Source organism: Prosthecobacter sp. (assembly GCF_049294395.1).
GTDB lineage: Bacteria > Verrucomicrobiota > Verrucomicrobiia > Verrucomicrobiales > Verrucomicrobiaceae > Prosthecobacter.
On sequence record NZ_JBAQCR010000042.1, the window covers coordinates 32,371 to 51,221 of the forward strand.

The 18,851-nt window shown below is 59.4% G+C and carries 18 protein-coding genes; 13 read left to right on the forward strand and 5 right to left on the reverse strand.

From position 1 onward, the window contains the following. The first annotated feature begins 36 nt into the window (after positions 1-36). The 3 genes from WAW39_RS02785 to WAW39_RS02795 all read left to right on the forward strand — a co-directional run bounded on the left by WAW39_RS02785 (position 37) and on the right by WAW39_RS02795 (position 4,414). Positions 37-1,431, forward strand: a complete 1,395-nt coding sequence (locus WAW39_RS02785; protein ID WP_422315545.1) for a sugar transferase — start codon at positions 37-39, stop codon at positions 1,429-1,431. A gap of 70 nt (positions 1,432-1,501) precedes the next feature. After that, positions 1,502-3,148 (forward strand): CocE/NonD family hydrolase, encoded by a 1,647-nt coding sequence (locus WAW39_RS02790; RefSeq protein WP_422315547.1) that lies wholly within the window; start codon positions 1,502-1,504, stop codon positions 3,146-3,148. 12 nt (positions 3,149-3,160) lie between these two features. Continuing rightward, positions 3,161-4,414, forward strand: coding sequence for a lactonase family protein (locus tag WAW39_RS02795; RefSeq protein WP_422315549.1), 1,254 nt, complete (start codon positions 3,161-3,163; stop codon positions 4,412-4,414). Positions 4,415-4,423: 9 nt separating this feature from the next. Here the strand turns inward: WAW39_RS02795 and WAW39_RS02800 are convergent, their stop codons facing one another. Further along, complete coding sequence (locus WAW39_RS02800; RefSeq protein WP_422315551.1) at positions 4,424-5,011, reverse strand: TMEM175 family protein; 588 nt, start codon at positions 5,009-5,011, stop codon at positions 4,424-4,426. Between the two features lie 9 nt (positions 5,012-5,020). Next, entirely contained in the window at positions 5,021-6,214 is a 1,194-nt protein-coding gene (gene fabV / locus WAW39_RS02805; protein WP_422315553.1) for an enoyl-ACP reductase FabV, read from the reverse strand. A gap of 79 nt (positions 6,215-6,293) precedes the next feature. Between fabV and WAW39_RS02810 the strand changes: the two genes are divergently transcribed. Then, positions 6,294-7,058 (forward strand): class I SAM-dependent methyltransferase, encoded by a 765-nt coding sequence (locus WAW39_RS02810; RefSeq protein WP_422315555.1) that lies wholly within the window; start codon positions 6,294-6,296, stop codon positions 7,056-7,058. Here WAW39_RS02810 and WAW39_RS02815 read toward each other — a convergent pair whose 3' ends face one another. Further along, complete coding sequence (locus tag WAW39_RS02815) at positions 7,059-7,346, reverse strand: translation initiation factor (RefSeq protein ID WP_422315557.1); 288 nt, start codon at positions 7,344-7,346, stop codon at positions 7,059-7,061. 118 nt (positions 7,347-7,464) lie between these two features. Here WAW39_RS02815 and WAW39_RS02820 point away from each other — a divergent pair, with 118 nt between their 5' ends. Together WAW39_RS02820 and WAW39_RS02825 are read left to right on the forward strand one after the other, a co-directional pair. Next, the gene (locus WAW39_RS02820) at positions 7,465-7,695 is read left to right on the forward strand and encodes a type II toxin-antitoxin system ParD family antitoxin (RefSeq protein WP_422315559.1); all 231 of its coding nucleotides are present in this window, start codon (positions 7,465-7,467) and stop codon (positions 7,693-7,695) included. Further along, entirely contained in the window at positions 7,692-8,021 is a 330-nt protein-coding gene (locus WAW39_RS02825; RefSeq protein WP_422315561.1) for a type II toxin-antitoxin system RelE/ParE family toxin, read from the forward strand. The genes WAW39_RS02820 and WAW39_RS02825 overlap by 4 nt, the downstream gene beginning before the upstream one ends. 30 nt (positions 8,022-8,051) lie before the next feature. On the opposite strand, the gene WAW39_RS02830 is transcribed toward WAW39_RS02825, so the two are convergent. After that, complete coding sequence (locus WAW39_RS02830) at positions 8,052-9,119, reverse strand: nucleoid-associated protein (RefSeq protein WP_422315563.1); 1,068 nt, start codon at positions 9,117-9,119, stop codon at positions 8,052-8,054. 254 nt (positions 9,120-9,373) lie between these two features. Between WAW39_RS02830 and WAW39_RS02835 the strand changes: the two genes are divergently transcribed. From WAW39_RS02835 to WAW39_RS02855, 5 genes are all read left to right on the forward strand, one after another. Beyond that, the gene (locus tag WAW39_RS02835) at positions 9,374-9,673 is read left to right on the forward strand and encodes a DUF2934 domain-containing protein (protein WP_422315565.1); all 300 of its coding nucleotides are present in this window, start codon (positions 9,374-9,376) and stop codon (positions 9,671-9,673) included. A gap of 360 nt (positions 9,674-10,033) precedes the next feature. After that, the gene (locus WAW39_RS02840; RefSeq protein ID WP_422315567.1) at positions 10,034-10,630 is read left to right on the forward strand and encodes a hypothetical protein; all 597 of its coding nucleotides are present in this window, start codon (positions 10,034-10,036) and stop codon (positions 10,628-10,630) included. Between the two features lie 9 nt (positions 10,631-10,639). Next, positions 10,640-12,049, forward strand: a complete 1,410-nt coding sequence (locus WAW39_RS02845) for a PAS domain-containing sensor histidine kinase (protein WP_422315569.1) — start codon at positions 10,640-10,642, stop codon at positions 12,047-12,049. Continuing rightward, positions 12,046-12,747, forward strand: a complete 702-nt coding sequence (locus tag WAW39_RS02850) for a response regulator transcription factor (protein WP_422315571.1) — start codon at positions 12,046-12,048, stop codon at positions 12,745-12,747. The genes WAW39_RS02845 and WAW39_RS02850 overlap by 4 nt, the downstream gene beginning before the upstream one ends. A gap of 61 nt (positions 12,748-12,808) precedes the next feature. Continuing rightward, on the forward strand, positions 12,809-13,891 hold the full coding sequence (locus WAW39_RS02855) for an SAM-dependent methyltransferase (protein WP_422315573.1): 1,083 nt from the start codon (positions 12,809-12,811) through the stop codon (positions 13,889-13,891). Positions 13,892-13,894: 3 nt separating this feature from the next. On the opposite strand, the gene WAW39_RS02860 is transcribed toward WAW39_RS02855, so the two are convergent. Beyond that, positions 13,895-14,560, reverse strand: a complete 666-nt coding sequence (locus tag WAW39_RS02860) for a hypothetical protein (RefSeq protein ID WP_422315575.1) — start codon at positions 14,558-14,560, stop codon at positions 13,895-13,897. A 353-nt stretch (positions 14,561-14,913) separates the two neighbouring features. Here WAW39_RS02860 and WAW39_RS02865 point away from each other — a divergent pair, with 353 nt between their 5' ends. Then, positions 14,914-15,636: a PEP-CTERM sorting domain-containing protein gene (locus WAW39_RS02865; protein ID WP_422315577.1), complete on the forward strand. Its 723-nt coding sequence runs from the start codon at positions 14,914-14,916 to the stop codon at positions 15,634-15,636. A gap of 9 nt (positions 15,637-15,645) precedes the next feature. After that, positions 15,646-18,851, forward strand: a 3,206-nt coding sequence (locus tag WAW39_RS02870) for a beta strand repeat-containing protein (protein ID WP_422315579.1), incomplete at its 3' end; no start/stop codon positions are given.

Here is an 18,851-nt window from a genome sequence, read left to right on the forward strand (position 1 = left end):
TAAGTCTGAATAAGATTCAGTATCTTACTCGTCACTATGCTGGGCCGGAAGCAAGAAATCAATTTGCAGCTCACCGAACTGCTCGACAGCGCGCTCCTGGCGTTCTGCCTTTGGTTTGGGCATTTCCTGCGTGCAGATCTGGTTCCGGTCTTCTTTCCCGATGCGGTTGAGATCCCGCCCATGGAGAAGTTCTACTGGGTGATTGCGGTCGTGGCCCCGTTCACGCCCATCGTGCTGGAGGCCCGCGGGTTTTACTCCAACATCTACAACAAGACACCCGGGCGCTCGATCCGTCAGCTCGCGGAGGCACTTGCTGTCATCGGCATGTGCATCGCCTTTTGCATCGTCTTCTTCAAATGGTCGGTCGAAAGCCGTGCCGTGGTCGTTTTCTCCGTGGCTCTCGGTGCGCTCTCCTTGCTGCTGCGCGAGGCCTGGCAGCGTGAAATCCTGCGCAGGCAGATGGCCTCTGGTAAAGGCCGTGAGCGTGTCATCATCGCCGGCGCGCAGGCAGATCTGGCAGCCTTCCTGGCCAACATGACCACCGAGCAGCGCGCCGAGATCGAAGTCGTGGGCCAGATCGACATCATGCAGAGCCCGATTTCAGATCTCGTCGCCGCATTGCATGAGCATTCCATCAGCCGTGTGCTCTTTGCCGCGCAGCATGTGCATTTCAGCAAGATCGAAGAAGCGGTGCAGGCCTGCGAAACCGAAGGCGTGGAGGCCTGGATCGCGGCTGACTTCTTCCAGACCGCCATCGCTCGTCCGACCTTCGACGTGCTCGGCGGGCGCTTGATGCTGGTGTTCCATTCCACACCGCAGGCCTCATGGGAGCTGCTGTTCAAAGCCATCGTCGATCATGTCGGCGCATTGATACTGCTTCTGCTCTCACTGCCCTTGTGGCTCGTGGCGGTCGTTGGCATTCGTTTCGGTTCACGCGGGCCGGTATTCTTCAAGCAGGAGCGCGCCGGGCACTACGGCAAGCCCTTCACCATGTGGAAATTCCGCACCATGCACCAGGGCGCGGAAGCTCAGCGCCAGGAACTGGAGGCGCACAATGAGATGGACGGCCCCGTCTTCAAGATCACCAACGACCCACGCATCTTCGCCTTTGGCCGCTGGCTGCGCCGCACCAGCATTGATGAACTGCCCCAGCTCATCAACGTGTTGCGCGGAGACATGAGCCTCGTCGGCCCCCGTCCCCTGCCCGTCTATGAAATTCAGCGCATCGAAAAGCACGCGCAGCGCCGCCGCCTCAGCGTGAAGCCCGGTCTGACCTGCCTGTGGCAGGTCACCGGCCGCAACGGCATCAAGAACTTCGAGGAGTGGGTCGCGCTGGATCTCAAGTACATCGATAACTGGTCCTTCTGGCTCGATCTGAAAATCCTGGCCCAGACCCTGCCCGCCGTGATTCGCGGCATCGGCGCGAGCTAAGTATCAGGATACGTGCCTTTCGCACCGCATGTGATTGAAACGTGCCGTCCATGCCCCCCGTAATGGACTGATGCGCCACGTTCTCCTATTCTTCGCCGCCTGTGCGTCTTTGCACGCCGCCACTCCCGCCAAGCTCGATTTCGGCCCCGTCCGTGAAGAGCATCTCATGATTCCGATGCGCGATGGCAAGCGCCTCTCGGCCTATGTGTTCTTCCCGCCGGGCGAGGGCAAATTTCCCGCCATCTTTGAGCAGCGCTATGCAGACATCAGCAGCGCCGGATCGCGCAAGGCTGCCGCCAAGTTCGCGGAAGGCGGCTTTGTAATCGCTCTCGTAAATTACCGCGGCACCCATGAGAGCGAAGGCGTTTATCGTGGCTACCGTGGCCTGCAATGGGGGCCGCTGCGCGATGGCTATGACGTGTGTGAGTGGCTGGCCGCCCAACCTTGGTGCACCGGCAAAATCGGCACCTATGGCGGCTCGCAGGCGGGTTATGCCCAGAACTACCTCGCCGTCACCCAACCGCCGCATCTCGTAGCGCAGTACATGACCGACACGGGCCTGAGCCTGTATCAGGAAGGCTACCGCATCGGCGGTGCCACCAAACCGCAGCGCTTCATCAAGGGCGGCTCTGTGGCACGCGACATCAAAGACAACGAAGCCATGCTGCGTGAATGGGACCAGCACCCGGACTATGACGATTTCTGGAAGGACGAAGACGCCTCCCTGCACTTCGACAAGATGAACTACCCCTGCTTCACCATCGGCAGCTGGTTTGATTTCATGTGCCAGGGCAGCGTGGCCAGCTTCATCGGGCGCAACCAGCATGGCGGTCCCAATTCACGCGGCCATCAGCAGCTCATCATCGGCCCCTGGCTGCACGGCGGCTATCCAAAGTCGAACAAGATCGGCGACCTTCTCTTCCCCGAGAACGCCATGTTCGATGTCTATGCGCACATGACGAAGTGGTTCAATCATTACCTCAAGGGCGAAGACAACGGCGTCGAGAAAGACACCACCGTGAAATACTACGTGATGGGCGCAGTCGGTGAGGAAGGCGCTCCCGGCAATGTATGGCGTGAGGAAAAAGACTTCCCGCCCGCCAGTAAAGCCGCCGACTGGTTCCTGCAACCCGACGGCAAACTCGCCGCCGCGAAACCCTCGAATGAGAAAGCCAGCACCTCGTATCTCAGCGATCCTGCGCATCCCATGAGCCTGCCTTACGCTGGCTTTCCCGGTGCCAAGGATGCGCGAGCCTTTGAAGAACAGGCCGAAGTGCGCACCTGGACCAGTGAGGTGCTGACCAAGCCGCTCGAAGTCACCGGACGCATCAAGGCCGAAGTCTTCGTGTCATCCACCGCCAAGGACACCGACTTCTTCCTGCGCGTGACCGATGTATATCCCGATGGCCGCTCCATCCTGCTCGTGGACTACCCGTTGCGCGCACGCTATCGCGAGGGCTTTGATCATCAGAAGCTGCTCGTGCCGGGTGAGGTCGCCAAGCTCTCCTGGGACATCGGCTGGACCAGCATCATCTTCAACAAAGGCCACCGCATCCGCATCACCATCGCCAGCACTGGTGCCCCCTATTATGAGCCGAATCCGCAGACCGGCGCCCCCATCAGCCATTTCATCACCGAACCCGGTGTGCCTGCCATCAACACCATCTGGCATGATGCCACACATGCCTCACGTGTGATTCTGCCGGTCCTCAAGTAATTCCCATTTCTCATGCAATCCCACCTCCAATCCATTTCACGCCGTTCATTTCTGAGCACCGCACTCGCTGCTGGTGCGGCTCTCTCCGTTCAGGCCAAAGATCAGGCACCGCTGATCGCCTACGTCGGCACCTTCACTTCACCGCTGCAAAACATGAAGGCCACCCAGGTGGATCTGCCACCGGGAAACGGCCAGGGCATCCATATCTTTGAAGTGAACCGCAGCACCGGTGCCATGACACCCTGCGGTCTGTACAAAACTGGCGTGAGTCCCAACTGCCTCACCTTCAATGCCGCCAGGACAGTCATGTATTCAACGAATGAAACCGACCATCAGGGTGACAACGAAGCAGGCTCCGTCAGCGCCTTTGCCATCAATCCCAAGGACGGTCAGCTGACGCTGATGAACACCGTCAGTTCCGGCGGCAAAGGACCCACCTATGTGAGCCTTCATCCCTCCGGACGCTTTCTGCTGGTGGCGAATTACTTTGGTGGCTCGATGTCCGTGCTGCCAATCAAGCCTGATGGCAGCCTCGGAGAAGCCACAGACTTCAAGCAGGATGCTGGAACCATCGGACCCAAGAAAGCCACGAATGCGCCTCCCGGCAGCTTCGCCTTCAGCGGCCATGATGGGACGCATTCGCACATGATCGCGTCTGATGCTTCAGGACGCTTTGTGCTGTCTGTGGATCTCGGCCTGGATCAAATCCTCGTGTGGAAGTTTGACGACCAAAAAGGCACGCTGACGCCGAACGATCCTCCCCATGTCACCTTTCCTCCGGGAGATGGCCCACGCCACTTTGCCTTTCATCCCAACAACCGCTGGCTCTATTCCCTGCAGGAAGAGGGCTCCAACATCGTGCTGCTGGATTACGACCCTGAGAAAGGCCGCCTCACCTCACGCCAGACGATCTCAAGCCTGCCACCCGGATTTGCCGGCAGCAACTTCTGCTCCGAGATCCTCGTCTCTGCCGATGGCCGCTTCGTCTATGCCGGCAATCGTCTGCACGACAGCATCGGCATTTTCGCCGTCGGCAAAGACGGCACCCTCACCTTCGTCACCGAGGAGTGGACCCACGGCGACTACCCGCGCAGCTTCAACTTCGACCCCACCGGCGAGTTCTTCTACAGCCTCAACCAGCGCGGCGACAACGTGGCAGTGTTCCGCGTCGATCGCAAAACCGGTGCCTTAAACTTCACCGGCCACTACGCAGCCGTTGGCAATCCTTCGAGCATTGTGTTTCTGGATCTGGCAAAAGGCGGCTGATTCAGACAATCACGCTGCACCATCCTCGGCCACCGCACGTTCAATGCGGCGGTCGGGGATCAGCCACATGAGAGCCACGCAAACGTAAAGGCAGGCGGAAATCCACGAGTGGTAAAACGCGGCTGGAATGGCCGCGAGGTAGAACAAAGGCGACAGCTTGCCTTTGTAATCGTTTCCCAATGCTATGGCGAGTTTCGAGTTGCTGCCTTCATTCTTCAGGATGCAGTTTTGCAAAATGAAGTAGGCGATGGCAGCACAGAGCAGCACCCCGCCATACAGCGCTGTCGGCAGCGCAGCGATGTGGTTTTCCCCCATCCATCCTGTGGCAAAGGGAAACAGCGAGAGCCAGAAGAGCAGATGCAGATTCGCCCACATGATGGGGCCCGTGACCTTGCGGCAGGCCTTCAGCAGATGGTGGTGATTGTTCCAGTAAATGCCCACGTAGATGAAGCTCAGCACGTAGCTGAGAAACACCGGCAGCAGCGGCTTGAGAGCTTCCAGATCGGCGCCATGCGGCACCTTCAACTCCAGCACCATGATGGTGATGATGATGGCCAGCACGCCATCACTGAAAGCTTCAAGCCGGTTCGATTCCATGAGAATGTTTTATGCCAGTGACGGCACACCGATGCTGACGTCCACCTCGGCATTGTAGTCCACGCCTTCGAGGCCGAAGCCGAAGAGGCGCAGGAAACTGGTCTGGTAGCCTTCGAAATCACCCAGCTCCGCAAGGTTCTCGGTGTTCACCTCGGCCCAGCGTTTGCCCACAAGTTCCTGCAGTGCAGGCTTCATTTCCCAGTCGTCCACGCGGATGCGTCCGGCTTCATCCGGCTGCGGATTGCCATTGTAGAGGCGCTCGCGGAAGAGGCGGTCCATCTGCTCGATGCAATCCTCATGCGTGCCTTCGGCCTTCATCGCCTTGTAGAGCAGCGAGATGTAAAGCGGCACCACGGGAATCGCGGAGCTGGCCTGCGTGACCAAGGCCTTGTTCACCGAAACCCAGGCCTTGCCCTTCAGCGGGGCCAGCTTGCCGTCCAGCACGCGCTGCACGCGCTCCAGATCTTCCTTCGCACGACCGATGGTGCCGTTCTTGTAGATCGGCCAGGTCACTTCCGGCCCGATGTAGCTGTAGGCCACGGTCTGCACGCCTTCAGCGAGCACCCCGGCGCTTTGCAGCGCGTCGATCCACATTTCCCAGTCTTCACCGCCCATGACCGCCACGGTCTGTGCGATCTCGTCTTCGTTGGCAGGGTCGATGGTCACTTCATTGACCACGCCGGTGCCGGTGTTGAGGTTTTTGTTGGTGTAGGAAGCAGAGCCAATCGGCTTGAGCACGGATTTGAAAACTTCGCCGGTTTTCGGATGCGTGCGGCGCGGGGAGGCAAGGCTGTAAATGACGCAATCGACCTGGCCGAGATCCGCTTTGATCGCTTCGATGACCGTGGTCTTCATCGCATCAGAGAAGGCGTCGCCATTGAAAGAGCGGGCGTAGAGGCCGGCAGCCTTGGCTTCATTTTCAAACGCGGCGGAGTTGTACCAGCCTGCGGTGCCGCAGCGCTCAGCCTCACCGGGTTTTTCAAAAAACACGCCCATGGTGGCCGCACCCGAGCCAAAGGCCGCCGCGATGCGGGAGGACAGGCCGTAACCGGTCGAGGAACCCACCACCAGCACCTTCTTCGGGCCGTTGGCGATGGGGCCGCGCGACTTAACGACGGCGATCTGGTCAGCGATGTGTTTGGCACAACCGGTCGGATGTGCGGTGGTGCAGATGAATCCGCGAATTTTAGGAGCGACGATCATAGTGGGATAAGTTCAGCGTTAGCAGTCGCGAGGGTGCTGGCAACTTGTTTTCCCGCCCCACCTCCGGCATTATGGCCTTATGCACACCCCGTCATCGGCACCTGAGCAGCGCTTCTCCGACCGTGTGGAGAACTACGTGCGCTACCGTCCGAGCTACCCGCCGGAAATCATTCCGCTGCTGCAACGTGAGACAGGACTTATACCTCAACACGTGATCGCCGATGTGGGTTCGGGCACCGGCATTTCTGCAGAGCTCTTTTTGCGCGCTGGCAATGCCGTTTATGCCGTGGAGCCGAATCGCGAGATGCGTGAGGCCGCTGAGCGACTGCTTGCGCATTTTCCCAATTTCCACAGTGTGAGCGCCAGTGCGCAGACCACCACGCTGGCGAAGCACAGTGTGGACTTCATCGTCGCCGCGCAGGCTTTTCATTGGTTCAACACGCCGGAGACTCGCGCAGAGTTCACTCGCATCCTCAAACCGGGCGGCCACGTCGTGCTCATCTGGAATGAGCGGAGACTCGACTCCACGCCTTTCCTGCAAGCGTTCGAACAACTGCTCATCACTTTCGGCACGGACTACACAAAGGTTCGTCACGAAAACGTCAACACGGCTGCGCTCAGTGCATTCTTCCGCGTTGACTATGCCACGCACACCTTTCCCTATGAGCAGCGCTTTGATTTCGAAGGACTCAAGGGGCGCCTGCTTTCCAGTTCTTATGCACCGGCTGAGGGCCAGCCACGCCATGACGAGATGATCGCCGAACTGCGCCGCATCTTTGACGTTTATCAGGAGTCAGGCCAGGTCTGCTTTGAGTATGACACGCGGGTGCACTTAGGGCGGTGATCACTTCACGCCGCGCACTTCGAAGCCTTCGGCTTCCAGCACCGCTCTGACCTTGGCGGCTTGATCGCCTTGAATCTCGATGCGTTTGTCACGCACCGTGCCGCCACAGCCGCAGGCAGCGCGAACACGTTTGGCGATGGTTTCGATGACGGAAAGCGGCAGATGCGTGGCGAAGTCCTTGATCACAATGACCGTCTTGCCACCGCGATGAGCGGTTTCACGTTGCAGAACAACGCGGCCCATTTTCCAGAGACGCTGGGGAGAGGTAGGATCGGAACTGGGGTTCATGAGAGAAGAGGCTGAACTTGATGCGGTTGCTGTATCCGCTGAAGCGACTTTTTGCCACCTCCGGATGAACCCGAAAGGCAACTCCTAGACAAATTCAGCGCATTGGATACCCTTAGTCATGAATATTGCTCTTCCACCTGCCCTGAGCCAGCTTGTTGAGCGACTCGTTCACACTGGTCGTTATGCCGACGAAGGAGAAGTCGTGCGGGAGGCCTTGCGCGTGCTGGAACATCAGGAATTTGATGAATCACCCGCTCTGGAAGCGGCCCTTCTCGAAGGTGTTCGTTCGCCTCATCATGTTTACGATGCTTCGACACTGGACCGCATTCGTCAAAATGCCCGCGCATGAGCCTGACAGTTGTCATTGCCCTGCGGGCAGAACAGGACATTGCTCTGCAACACCGATGGTATCTTGAAAATGCCGACCCTGAAGTGGCCGAGCGTTACTTGCTGGCCATTGACCAAACGATTCAACATCTCGCAGCCCATCCTGAACTCGGGCTGCGCCGTCATTTTAAATCCATGGAACTCGCGGGCATCCGTAGCTTCCAGGCATCGCGCCCTTTCGACAAGCATCTCGTTTTTTATCAAAAAGGAGAACAGCTAAGCATCGAGCGCATCATGCATGGCTCCCGAGACCTTCCGCGGTGCCTGCTGGAAGATCCCGAGAGTTGATCGTGGACGAAAATTCCATTCGTCCTTATTTCACCCCGCGCTGACGTCTTTGTTGTAAAACACCTTCACGTACTTCATGCCCTTGTCGTCGTCGAAGCCGCGTTCGAGCTGGGGATCGTTTTCGCTCTTGCCGGGCTTGAAGTGGATTTCGACGCCGGTGTCGAGCTTGAGGACGGCGGCGATGCGTTTCTTGGCTTTGGTGAGGTCCTTCTTGGAGATCTCGAAGTTGGTCTCCAGCGGCTGGCCCTGCTCTTCCTCCATGCGGGCGCGGTGTTCGTCGAACTTGGCGATGACTTCGGGGTTTTTGAGGACGGTTTGACCGAACTCTTCGAGGTCGAAATTTTCGCGTTCTTCGAAGTACTCGAGGGCGTCCTTGGCGGCGGTGGCGGTTTCCCAGGGGGGCGTGTCGTCATTGGCAGGCTGCTGCTCTTCGAGGAAGGACACGGCCATCTTGGCGTAGGCGTTGGTGAGGAAGGCGGCGTCTGGCACGGCCTCCACGCCGAGGAACTCGCGCACCCAGAAGCGGGTGTCGCCGCCGCTGCGGTCGAAGGTGAGGACGTAGTAGCCTTTCTCCTCCCAGAAATTGAGGATGAGGCAGCCTTTGTCGATCTTGTCGGGATTGATGCCGTGCTCGGTGCTGAGCTGGAGGTCACCGTTGCGCGGGGTGATGGTGAGGAAGGGCACGACGCTGTCGCTCTTCAGGATGCAGAGGCCGTTGACGAGCTCGCCCTCGATGTGGATTTCCTTGAGCAGGGAGATGCAAAGATCACCGGCCTTGATGTTGGGATGGTTGGACTTGGCGTAGAGGCGCTGGGCGATCTCGACGCCCTTGGCCAGCAGCTGATCCTCGTCTTCAAAGATGGCTTTGGCGCAGTTGTTCACCTCATGCTGCTTGAGCGAGGCATGATGGGTGAAGCGGTGGGCGATGCAGGCCTTGAAAGGCTTCAGGAACAGTGCGGTAAGAGCTTCCTGATCTCCCTCGGCGATCTGGAACACCTCCTTGGAGGTTTGCAGCGGCTCCTCACGCAGAGGATTGCCGATCTTGGCGAGGACGACTTTGGTGGCGGTGGCGGTATTGAGACGAAGTTTGACGGACATGCGGGGCGCGGAGAGTAGAAAGGGAATGCGATTCGCAAAGGATTAAAGAAACCTGCAGATTAAAGAAACCTGCAATTGAAGTTTGAGGCCGCTGCAAACCTGCCAAAAGGGACAACCTTGGGCCATGACAGATGGTTGAGGGTTTCCCCGATGCCAAGAGCAGGGCAGAGCCGATTGCGGGAAATTTAGAAGTGGTCAGAATGGCCGGAGCCACCCGCCAGTTTGCATTTCATTCACGTTTACCCCTCAAAGCCATGAATGCCCCTGTGTACACCCCATCAAGCGAGACCTCCCGTCAAGGCTCACATCCCTCCGACAAAGAAATCGCCCTGCTTGCTTTCAAACATTGGAAGAAAGAAGGCTGTTCACATCTGCGACCCGAGCACTGGCTGAATGCGGAGAAAGAACTGATGTCCGTTTATGCCGCGCAGGGGCAGGTCTTTGTTCCCGCCGAATCCGAACGGCTGGAGGAATTTTGGGAGCAGGAGATGGAAGCCATCTCCTGCTATACCATGGACAATGAATTCTCACTCTCAACGAAAGGATGGTCATGAACGCAACTTACACAATCGAGGAAATGGCGGTGGAGCCTGCCCGCCCAGACCTGGCCTCGGCTACGCGCACCGGGGACACGTCAGTCACGCAACGGCTGCGGGAAAGCGGCAGAATTTCGAGTTCGGAACTGGCCCAAAAGGTCTTGAGGCTGACCGGAAGCGTGCGCCTGGTCTCCCGGTCCGCCCATCACTGGCACCACTGCGGCATCAACGAATAAGGCATGCCTAGGATGGCGGGAGGTCGGCATGAACAAACCCCTACCAGCAACCCGGCTTTTGGCCGGAGTTACGTTTTCCAGCGCGCCCCGGTCAGGTCTCCTGAAGCAGGATGCCGCCCCGCTTCTGGCGACGCCCAGGCCCATGCTGACACCTCCGGCCGCTGTGCTGCGCAACGACGAGACCAGCCTTTGGATTGAGGAGCCACTGCTTTACCATCGGGCGCGGTATGAACATCTGACGCGCCTCCTGCATGGAAAGTTCAATCAGGCCGCCGCACTGCTGACCTGCATGGTTTTGCTCGTGCTGGGGTGGCGGGCCGCAGGCGGTGAGTACGTTTCCCCCGAGCGCTGGCTGTGCGGCCTGCTGTCCGGCTGGTTTATCGTCTCAATGGCCCGACTGGCCCTTTTCACCTGCCTGGCGGCCCCGCGTGGCATCTGCTTTGCGCAGGGGCGGCTGCGCATCTCCGGCCTGGGCACACTCAAGGCGCAGCAGATCCTGGACTGGTCTTTGCAGCATGGGATCAAAATCAGCACGCATGCCAAACCCGGGGCGAGGCTGCAAATCTGCTGCCGCTGGTGCGGATGCGAACGGCACTGGACCATGTTGATGGAGGAGGGCAGGGAAACGGAGCGACTGGAACGGCTGCTGGAAATGCACCTGCCCCGCAGCAGCCATGCGTCCAATGCGGTCCCCCTGCATCGTGCGATTCAGATTGAAGACGGAATCCTGAGTCAGTAGGCTCCTGCCATGCCTCGTTCCTCCTCAAGGCAGTCCGCGCCGGATGGCCCCGCCCAGGCAAAACGCCGGAGCAGGGCTGTGCCCCACACACGCGAGACTCAACCAGGAACACCGACAACGCCACGTGCCAGCACGCGGAACGATGGCAAACCCGTCGAGCCGCGACCACAAAAAACGCCGAAGACGAAACCAACCCGCACGCAGCTCGAAGCGCGCAACGAAGTGCTGACTGCGAGCGAAAGGAATTTTCGCCTGATCGAGGATGAACTGCACCGCGAGCGCGTTTTTCTGCGTCAGGTGATCGACGCGACTCCGAGCATGATCTTTGTGAAGGACAAGCACGGGAAATTCTTGCTGGGCAACGCCGCACTCGCACGCAGCTGCGGCACCACGGCGGAGAAGCTTGCGGGAAAGACTGATGCTGACTTCAACCGCACGCCGGAGCAGATCGCGCATTTTCAGCAAATCGACCACGACGTCATGTCGAGTGGCAAGGCCCTGCAGATTCCAGAGGAAGAAATCACCCAGGCAGACGGGCAGGTGCGCTGGTTCAGCACGGGGAAGGTGCCGCTGTTCAACGAGGCCGGGGTTTGCGACAAGGTACTGGGTGTGGCCACGGACATCACCGAACAGCGGCAGACACAGAAAGAGCTGGAGCAGCGCGTGGCGGAACGCACGGCGGAGCTGGTGTCCGCCAATGAGAAACTGACGGCGCAGATCGAGGAACGGAACAGGCTGGAAAACGCGCTGATCGACATCTCCGAACAGGAGCAGCGCCGGATGGGCCAGGATCTGCACGACGGGCTGTGCCAGTCGCTCTCCGGGCTGGCCTTGATGGCGCGGTCATTGGCAAAAACCCTGGAGGCGCAGGAGCTCGCTGGACCGGCGGCGGAGGCCTCACGGCTGGCGGCTTTGATCCATCAATCCGTGGAGGCCTCACGCGACATCGCCAAAGGACTGCATCCCGTGGTCATGGATGCCGAAGGCCTGGTCTCCGCCCTGCATGAACTGGCGGCACGCAGCAACGGCAGCATCTCATGCCGGCTGCGCTGCGAGCGAATGATCCCCATCACGGACAACAGTGTGGCGCTGCATTTATATCGCATCGCCCAGGAGGCGGTGACCAATGCGCTGAAGCATTCGGGGGCGCGCTCGATCACCCTGAGCCTGAGGCTGCGGTATAATCTTCTGTCCTTGAGCGTGGCAGATGACGGGTGCGGCATGCCGGAGGTCATTCATGTGGGCGACGGCATGGGAGTGCGCCTGATGAAGTACCGTGCGGATGTGATCGGGGCGGATTTCAGCATCGGCAGACGCAAGAATCACGGGACGCGGGTATCCTGCGTGCTGCCAATGATTGCTGTCGGGCAGCAGCCACCGCCGGCATCCATCCCATCTCCTACTTTGAACCCCGGATGAATGCCTCTCCTTCCAAGCACCCCGTTCCTTTGGAAGTTTGCCGGCACCGCATTCTCATCGTGGATGACCATCCCATTTTCCGCAAAGGCATCGCGATGCTTCTCGATCATGAGGATGACATCATCATCTGTGGCGAGGCCGAGACAGCTACGGAAGCCCTGGGACTGGTGGAGCGCCATGAGTTCGACCTTGTGATCGCTGACATTTCCCTGAAGGACATCAATGGCATCGAGCTGGTGAAATCTCTCAAGGTGCTCAAACCCCACCTGCCAGTGCTGGTGCTGTCCATGCACGATGAATCTCTCTACGCCGAACGGGCGCTGCGTGCCGGAGCGCGCGGCTACCTGATGAAGCAAGCCCCGCCGGACCAGGTGGTGGCGGCCATCCGGCATGTGCTCAGTGGCGAATTGTATCTCAGTGCTGCGGCGAACCTGCTGATGCTGAACAGCTTTGTGACGGGCCGGGAGAGCAACAGCAAAAGCTCTGTGGAGAAACTCAGCGACCGGGAGCTGGAGATTTTCGAACTTCTCGGCCAAGGCCGCGGCACGAGCATGATCGCCCATGATCTGCGGCTCAGCGTCAAAACCGTTGAGGCCCACCGTTCCCATATCAAAACGAAGCTCGGCATCCACACGGCCCCCGAGCTGGTGCGTGCAGCGGTGGAATGGGTGACGCGCCGCACCGAAGGCGGCGATTGAGAGCAGCCTGCCGCACTCCTCTGCTTGCAGACAGGACAATGTGGCGCGAGTGCAGGAGGACATGACCGACAGCGAAACGACCGCCACTCCCCCAGCTCAGCGCCCCTGGCTGGTGCGCATCCCCGAAATTTTCGAGGGAATCGCCGAAACTGTGCTGAAGCAAATGGGAGCGGTATCGAACACACGGCTGGGGCAGGATTATTATCTTATCAAGACAGCGACCCCGGCGGCAATCCGCCAGTCTGAAGCCGCGAAGTTTGCGCGCTGGAATCTGCCAATGGACCACACCTGGCCGTGCAATGCGCAGAAAATGGACGGCTTCATTGAGAAGGCGGCACAGACACTGCTGAAGAAGTTTGGTGAACGCAAACCGCAGGGGATTTTCATCGGCACGCTGCAGCCCACGTCCCCTGACAAGTATTACAAAGGGCTGGCCTCCAATCTACGCGGCAGGGTGCTGCAACTGTTTCCCAAGCTGGCTGCGGCGACGGTGGAGGAACAGGACCCGACGGCGGAAACCCTGTTTTGCCTTGTGGGAAAAGAAGGCCTGTTTTGCGGCATGCAGAGTCCGCGTGCCTCAAACGGTCTTTACGCAGGTGGCAGCAAGTACATTGATCAGGATGCACCGGACACGATCAGCCGCGCGGGTGCCAAGATCGCGGAGGCGCTGCATTATTTGCTGCTGTACCGACCGCCAATGAGGGAGGGAGCGCACTGGATCGAACTGGGGGCCTGCCCCGGTGGCATGACGTCGGAACTGCTCGCGCGCAACCAGCGGGTGACGGCGATTGATCGTGCGCCGCTGGACAAACGACTCGATGGCCGGCCCGGACTGAAGTTTTTCCTGGAGGACGTGGCCGCCTTTCAGCCAAAGGCCGGGACGGCCTATGACGCGCTGCTGTGCGACATGAACGGACCGCCGGAGGAATCCATCGAGCAAGTGATCCGGCTGTCACGGTTTCTCAAGCCGGGGGGCCTCGTTGTTTTCACACTCAAGGTGCCGCGGGTTGATTCACTGGATGAACCCAACGAGCTGTTCCGCCTCATCGTTGCGATGTCCAAGGCTGCTGGGCTGCGTTTGTTTGCGCAGACGCACCTGACGTACAACCGGCACGAGTTCACTCTGTTCTTTGAAACGGTGTGAAGGTTATGGGATGAATGTCAGGAGCCACTCGGCAGCCTCTTGATTTTTAAAATTTGGCCCGGCCAGCAGTTCGCTCAGCTTCCGGCGGCATTTTTCCGGCTCGCCCTCGGCCAGCATGATGAGGCTGCTCTGCAGGCCATCGTTGTCATGGCCTTCGGCAAAACCTGCGGCAAGAGCTTCGAGCAGTTCTGCCAGACAGTCTGAACCGCCCGTTTTCGCCACCAGTTCGCCGATGAGTTCCCGGGACCAGAAATTATTGTCAGGTGACTTCAGCGCATCCAGCAGCAATGGGAGATCGGTGGTGCTGACAGCGTCCTTGAGGCGGGCGTGAGCTTCCAGCACCGAATCGCTATCACCGTCATTGGCTCCATCGAGGATGCAGCGGAGGTCCGCTGCAATGCTCTGGCTGATGGCCTTTTCAAGCTCGGCGGAGAATTCTTCCTCGTCCACTTCGTCCGCTGGCGCCTCTGAGGAAGGCAGATCGTCCGGCTTCAGCAGCACGGCTCCTTTGAGGAGGCGGCAGAATTCCTTCTTCGTGACTTTATGCAGCGTTCCCAGCTTGGAGATGGGGTCCTTCATCACCTTGTACTCGATGGACAGACGCGCCCATTCCACAATGCGGATGTAATTCTCTCCCTGCTTCCAAATCTGGCCTTGTTCCAACTTCATCGGCTCCATTAGCCGCGACATGAGCCAGCGCCATGAGATTCTGCACTTAAGGGAAGAACAGGCGCGGGACTGCAGAACAAGGTCGCCGGTCATGCGCCCCCCAAGAGCCTAGGCTGGGATCGTGGTCTGCCAGCAGATGCCCCTTCCCATAGCGGGGCATAACTAACGACAAGCCCGAACAGTCAAGATTTCCAAATAAATCCGAATTCAGACTTGTTTGCTGGCATTGTTGTTATTATAATTATAATATATGTGATACGTAAGTGCCTAAATCTCAATTACATCCCTGCCCGGAAGCTTCCTGACACGCTCGTTTCTCCGATTTCCCCCGCCGCCAACAGCCCAAAACCCCGATGAAAAAAACCTCCACACTACCCAGACTCCTCTGCCTCGCTGTGGCGCTGGCGTGGACCCACGGTGCCCAGGCCAGCTCGGTCTACTGGAACAGCAGCTTCGGCGACAATTTGTTCGACAGTTCCGGCAACGCTCTGGATGCCACTTATTCGTTTGAGATTGGGACTTTTACCGGCGGTTTCACCCCCACGTATCAGAACGTTGATCAATGGCAGGCCAACTGGCACGTGCTTGATCGTGCGTATTATCCGGATGCGAACGGCTGGAATCCAGAGCCGATTCCGGTCGGGCGGTATTTTTTAGGGGGCTTCGACTTCAACCCGGATGGCTCCTCGAATTCACCTGATGCCAGTCCTGCCGATATCTTCACCATGGGGGATACGGTTTATCTCTGGGCCTACAATTCCAAATCCATTGTGCCAGGCAGCGAGTGGGCGCTGGTGACCGACGGCTCCCCCGTGGGAGATCAGACCGATGACTGGGTCATACCCAATACAGCTGACAGCAATTCTTACTACTGGCAGCTGACCGATGCGAACAGCACCATCATTGGCGGTGCTAATAACGTGCAGGGCCCAGGAACGTATTCCACGACCCCTGGAGCGTTCAGCCTGCAAACAGCCGTGGTGCCAGAGCCCGGCTCGGCCTTCCTGCTGCTCGCTGCGACTGCCGCCCATCTGACACGCCGCGCCCGCCGCATGACACGCCCCTCCCTGCTCTAACGCCACCCCATGAGGGAAAACGCATCACGGTTCTTTGGTCTGACGTGTCGCCTGAAAGCGACACGTCTCCTCGTTTCAATGTGCTGCGTTTTGCTTGCCGCAGCGACGGCAGCCACTGCGGCGACCGACTTCAGTGACTACTCCGTTTTCACCAGCGCCAGCAGCACCACGGTCAGCAGCATCAAAATCGGTGCCACGACGGACAGCGAAACGGCCATCACCGCGAACGCGACTGCCACGGGTGACGACACCACGGGCAGCGATGACGAGGACGGCGTGACCGTGCCCGCAAGCATAATGACGGGAACCACCGGCAGCCTCACAGTCAACGTCACCAACACCAGCGGTTCCACGGTGTATCTCAACGCCTGGATCGACTACAATCGCAACGGAGTGCTCACTGATTCTGGTGAACAGATTGCCACCAACACCCTGATCGTCACGGGCACCTCGAATTCGAACAGAACGGTGAGTTTCACCGTGCCCGCCACGGCCTCCATGGGCACCGCCGGGCTGCGTGTGCGACTGACCTCGACCAGCACGCCCGGCCCCACTGGTCTCAAAGGCAACGGTGAGGTGGAAGACTACGTCACGACGATCTCCTGTCCCAGCATCACGCTCAGCACTTCCTCCCTGTCAGATGGTGCGGTGAGCTGGCCTTACTCACAGACACTGGGGGCCAGCGGCGGAAACGGAAGCTACACCTGGGCGCTGACTTCAGGGACATTGCCTGCGGGCCTGAGTTTCAATTCATCCACCGGAGTGATTTCGGGCACGCCAACGGTGAGCACTGAGAGCGGAGCAAGCCTCACCTTCACCGCCACGGATGCGAACGGCTGCCAGGGATCCGCCACTCTGCTGCTGCAGGTTTTCAATTTCATCACCATCACTCCCACAACACTTCCACCGCCGACTGTTAGCACCGCTTACTCCCAGACGATGACCGGCCTGGAGTCTGGATTTGACGTTCAGCAGGCATTCTCATCGACATCGGTCGGCACTCTCGCCGCAGCAGATGCCGTGCTGGCCGGAACGAACCGCATCAGCAACTGGACCGGCACCGCTTCAACCATCGCCTACAATGGCAGCAGTGCCGGTGGAGGGCACGTCACAGACACCGGCTTCCCAGGAGGGTCGGGTGATAATTTTGCCCTGAAAGCCACGGGCATCATCACCATCCCGACCGCCGGTGAATGGACCTTTCTCACGAACTCCGACGACGGTGCACGCGTCAAGATCGACGGATCGGCGGTGATCAACGACGACACGCTGCACGCGACTTCAGACAGATTAGGCACGGTCACACTCACGGCGGGAATCCACGTGATCGAACTCGTGTTCTTCGAACAAGGCGGAGGGGAGGCCATTGAACTCTTCGCAGCCCCCGGGACGCAGACCTCGTTCAACTCCTCCTTCAAACTGATTGGAGCTGATGACGGCCTCAGTGTCGCGCGTACATCGCCAACCTTCACGTGGAGCGTTGCCAGTGGTTCCCTGCCGACCGGGCTCACGTTGAATGCCAGCACGGGAGTGATCAGCGGTACGCCCACCAGCTCATCGACCTTCAATTTCACGCTCCGCGCCACTGACAACCTTGGCTACTATGGCACCCAGGCTTACACTGTGAAGCCGTGTTCAGCCATCACTCTGAGCCCGTCCAGTCTGGCCGCCAGCATGGTGAACTCCGCCTACAGCCAGACCTTCAGCGCGACGGGTGGCACGCAGCCCTATGGATTTGCGCTGATCAGCGGCACATTGCCGGCGGGTCTGACGCTGAACTCCAGCACCGGGGTCATCTCGGGCACTCCTACCAGTACAACCGCAGCATCCTTTACCGTGAGCGCCACGGACGCCAACGGCTGCCAGGCCACCCGCAGCTACACGCTCACTCCTGCAGCAACGGACTTCGGCGACTACGCCAGCTTTGGCAGCGTCAGCAGCAACTACAACGCCAACCTCAAACTCGGCGCGTTGTTTGATACGGAGTCTGCCGCGACCACCGATGCAACCGCCACGGGCGATGATCTCTCCGGCGCTGATGACGAAGACGGCGTGACTCTGCCAGCCTTCATCGTGCAGGGAACTTCCGGCAGCATGACCGTGAACACCACCAACACCACGGGTGCGACGGCTTATTTGAACGCCTGGATCGACTACAACAACACCGGCGTGCTCACCGATTCCGGTGAGCAGATTGCGGCCAACACCTTGATCGCGACGGGCACATCGAACAGCAACAGGACTCTCAGCTTCACGGTGCCGGGCGGTGCCAGCGCGGGGAGCGTGGGTGTGCGAGTACGACTGACATCCACCAGCAGCCCGGGCTCCACCGGAGCGAGCGGCAACGGAGAAGTGGAAGACTATGTGGTCAATATCCTGCCGCCATCGGACTTCGGGGACGATTCTTCATTCGGGATCGCCGGCAGCACCACTTCGACCTCGGTAAGGATGGGCGCGCTGGTGGACAGTGAAAGCTCCGGGCTCGCCAATGCCGCTGCGACGGGTGATGACACCAACGGCAGTGATGACGAAGACGGTGTGACGCTGCCTGCCACCGTCATTCAAGGACAGTCCGGTGTGAGTGTGACGGTCAACCTCACGAACACCAGCGGGGCGGACGCTTTCCTCAACGGCTGGATCGACTTCAACAACAACGGCCTCCTCACGGACGCGGGTGAGCAGATCATCATCAATGACGTCGTGACCACCGGCACCAGTGGCAGCAGCCGCAGCTACAGCTTCACGGTGCCAAGCGCGGCAGCGACCGGAGCCATCGGGGCGCGTTTCAGATTGAGCTCCATCGCCACGCCCGGTGACACCGGAATGTCCGGAACAGGCGAGGTGGAGGATTACAACATCACTGTCCAGTCCCCGTCCGATCACGGCGACTTCTCACGCTTTGCAGATGCCAGCAGCTACAACTCAAGCGCCCTGGGCATCGGCGATCTGGAGGACACGGAAATCACCGCGGTCACCAATCTGGCAGCCACGGGCGATGACATCACCAACTTCAATGACGAAGACGGCGTGACCTTGCAGGCCATTCTTGTGCAGGGGCAGGCGGGTGTGGCGGTGACCGTCAAACTCAACAACACGACCGGTGCGCCGGCGTATCTGAATGGATGGGTGGACTTCAACAACAATGGCGTGGTCACTGACGCGGGCGAGCAGGTGATCTCTGATGTCGTGGTGGATGATGGCACCAGCGGGGACTA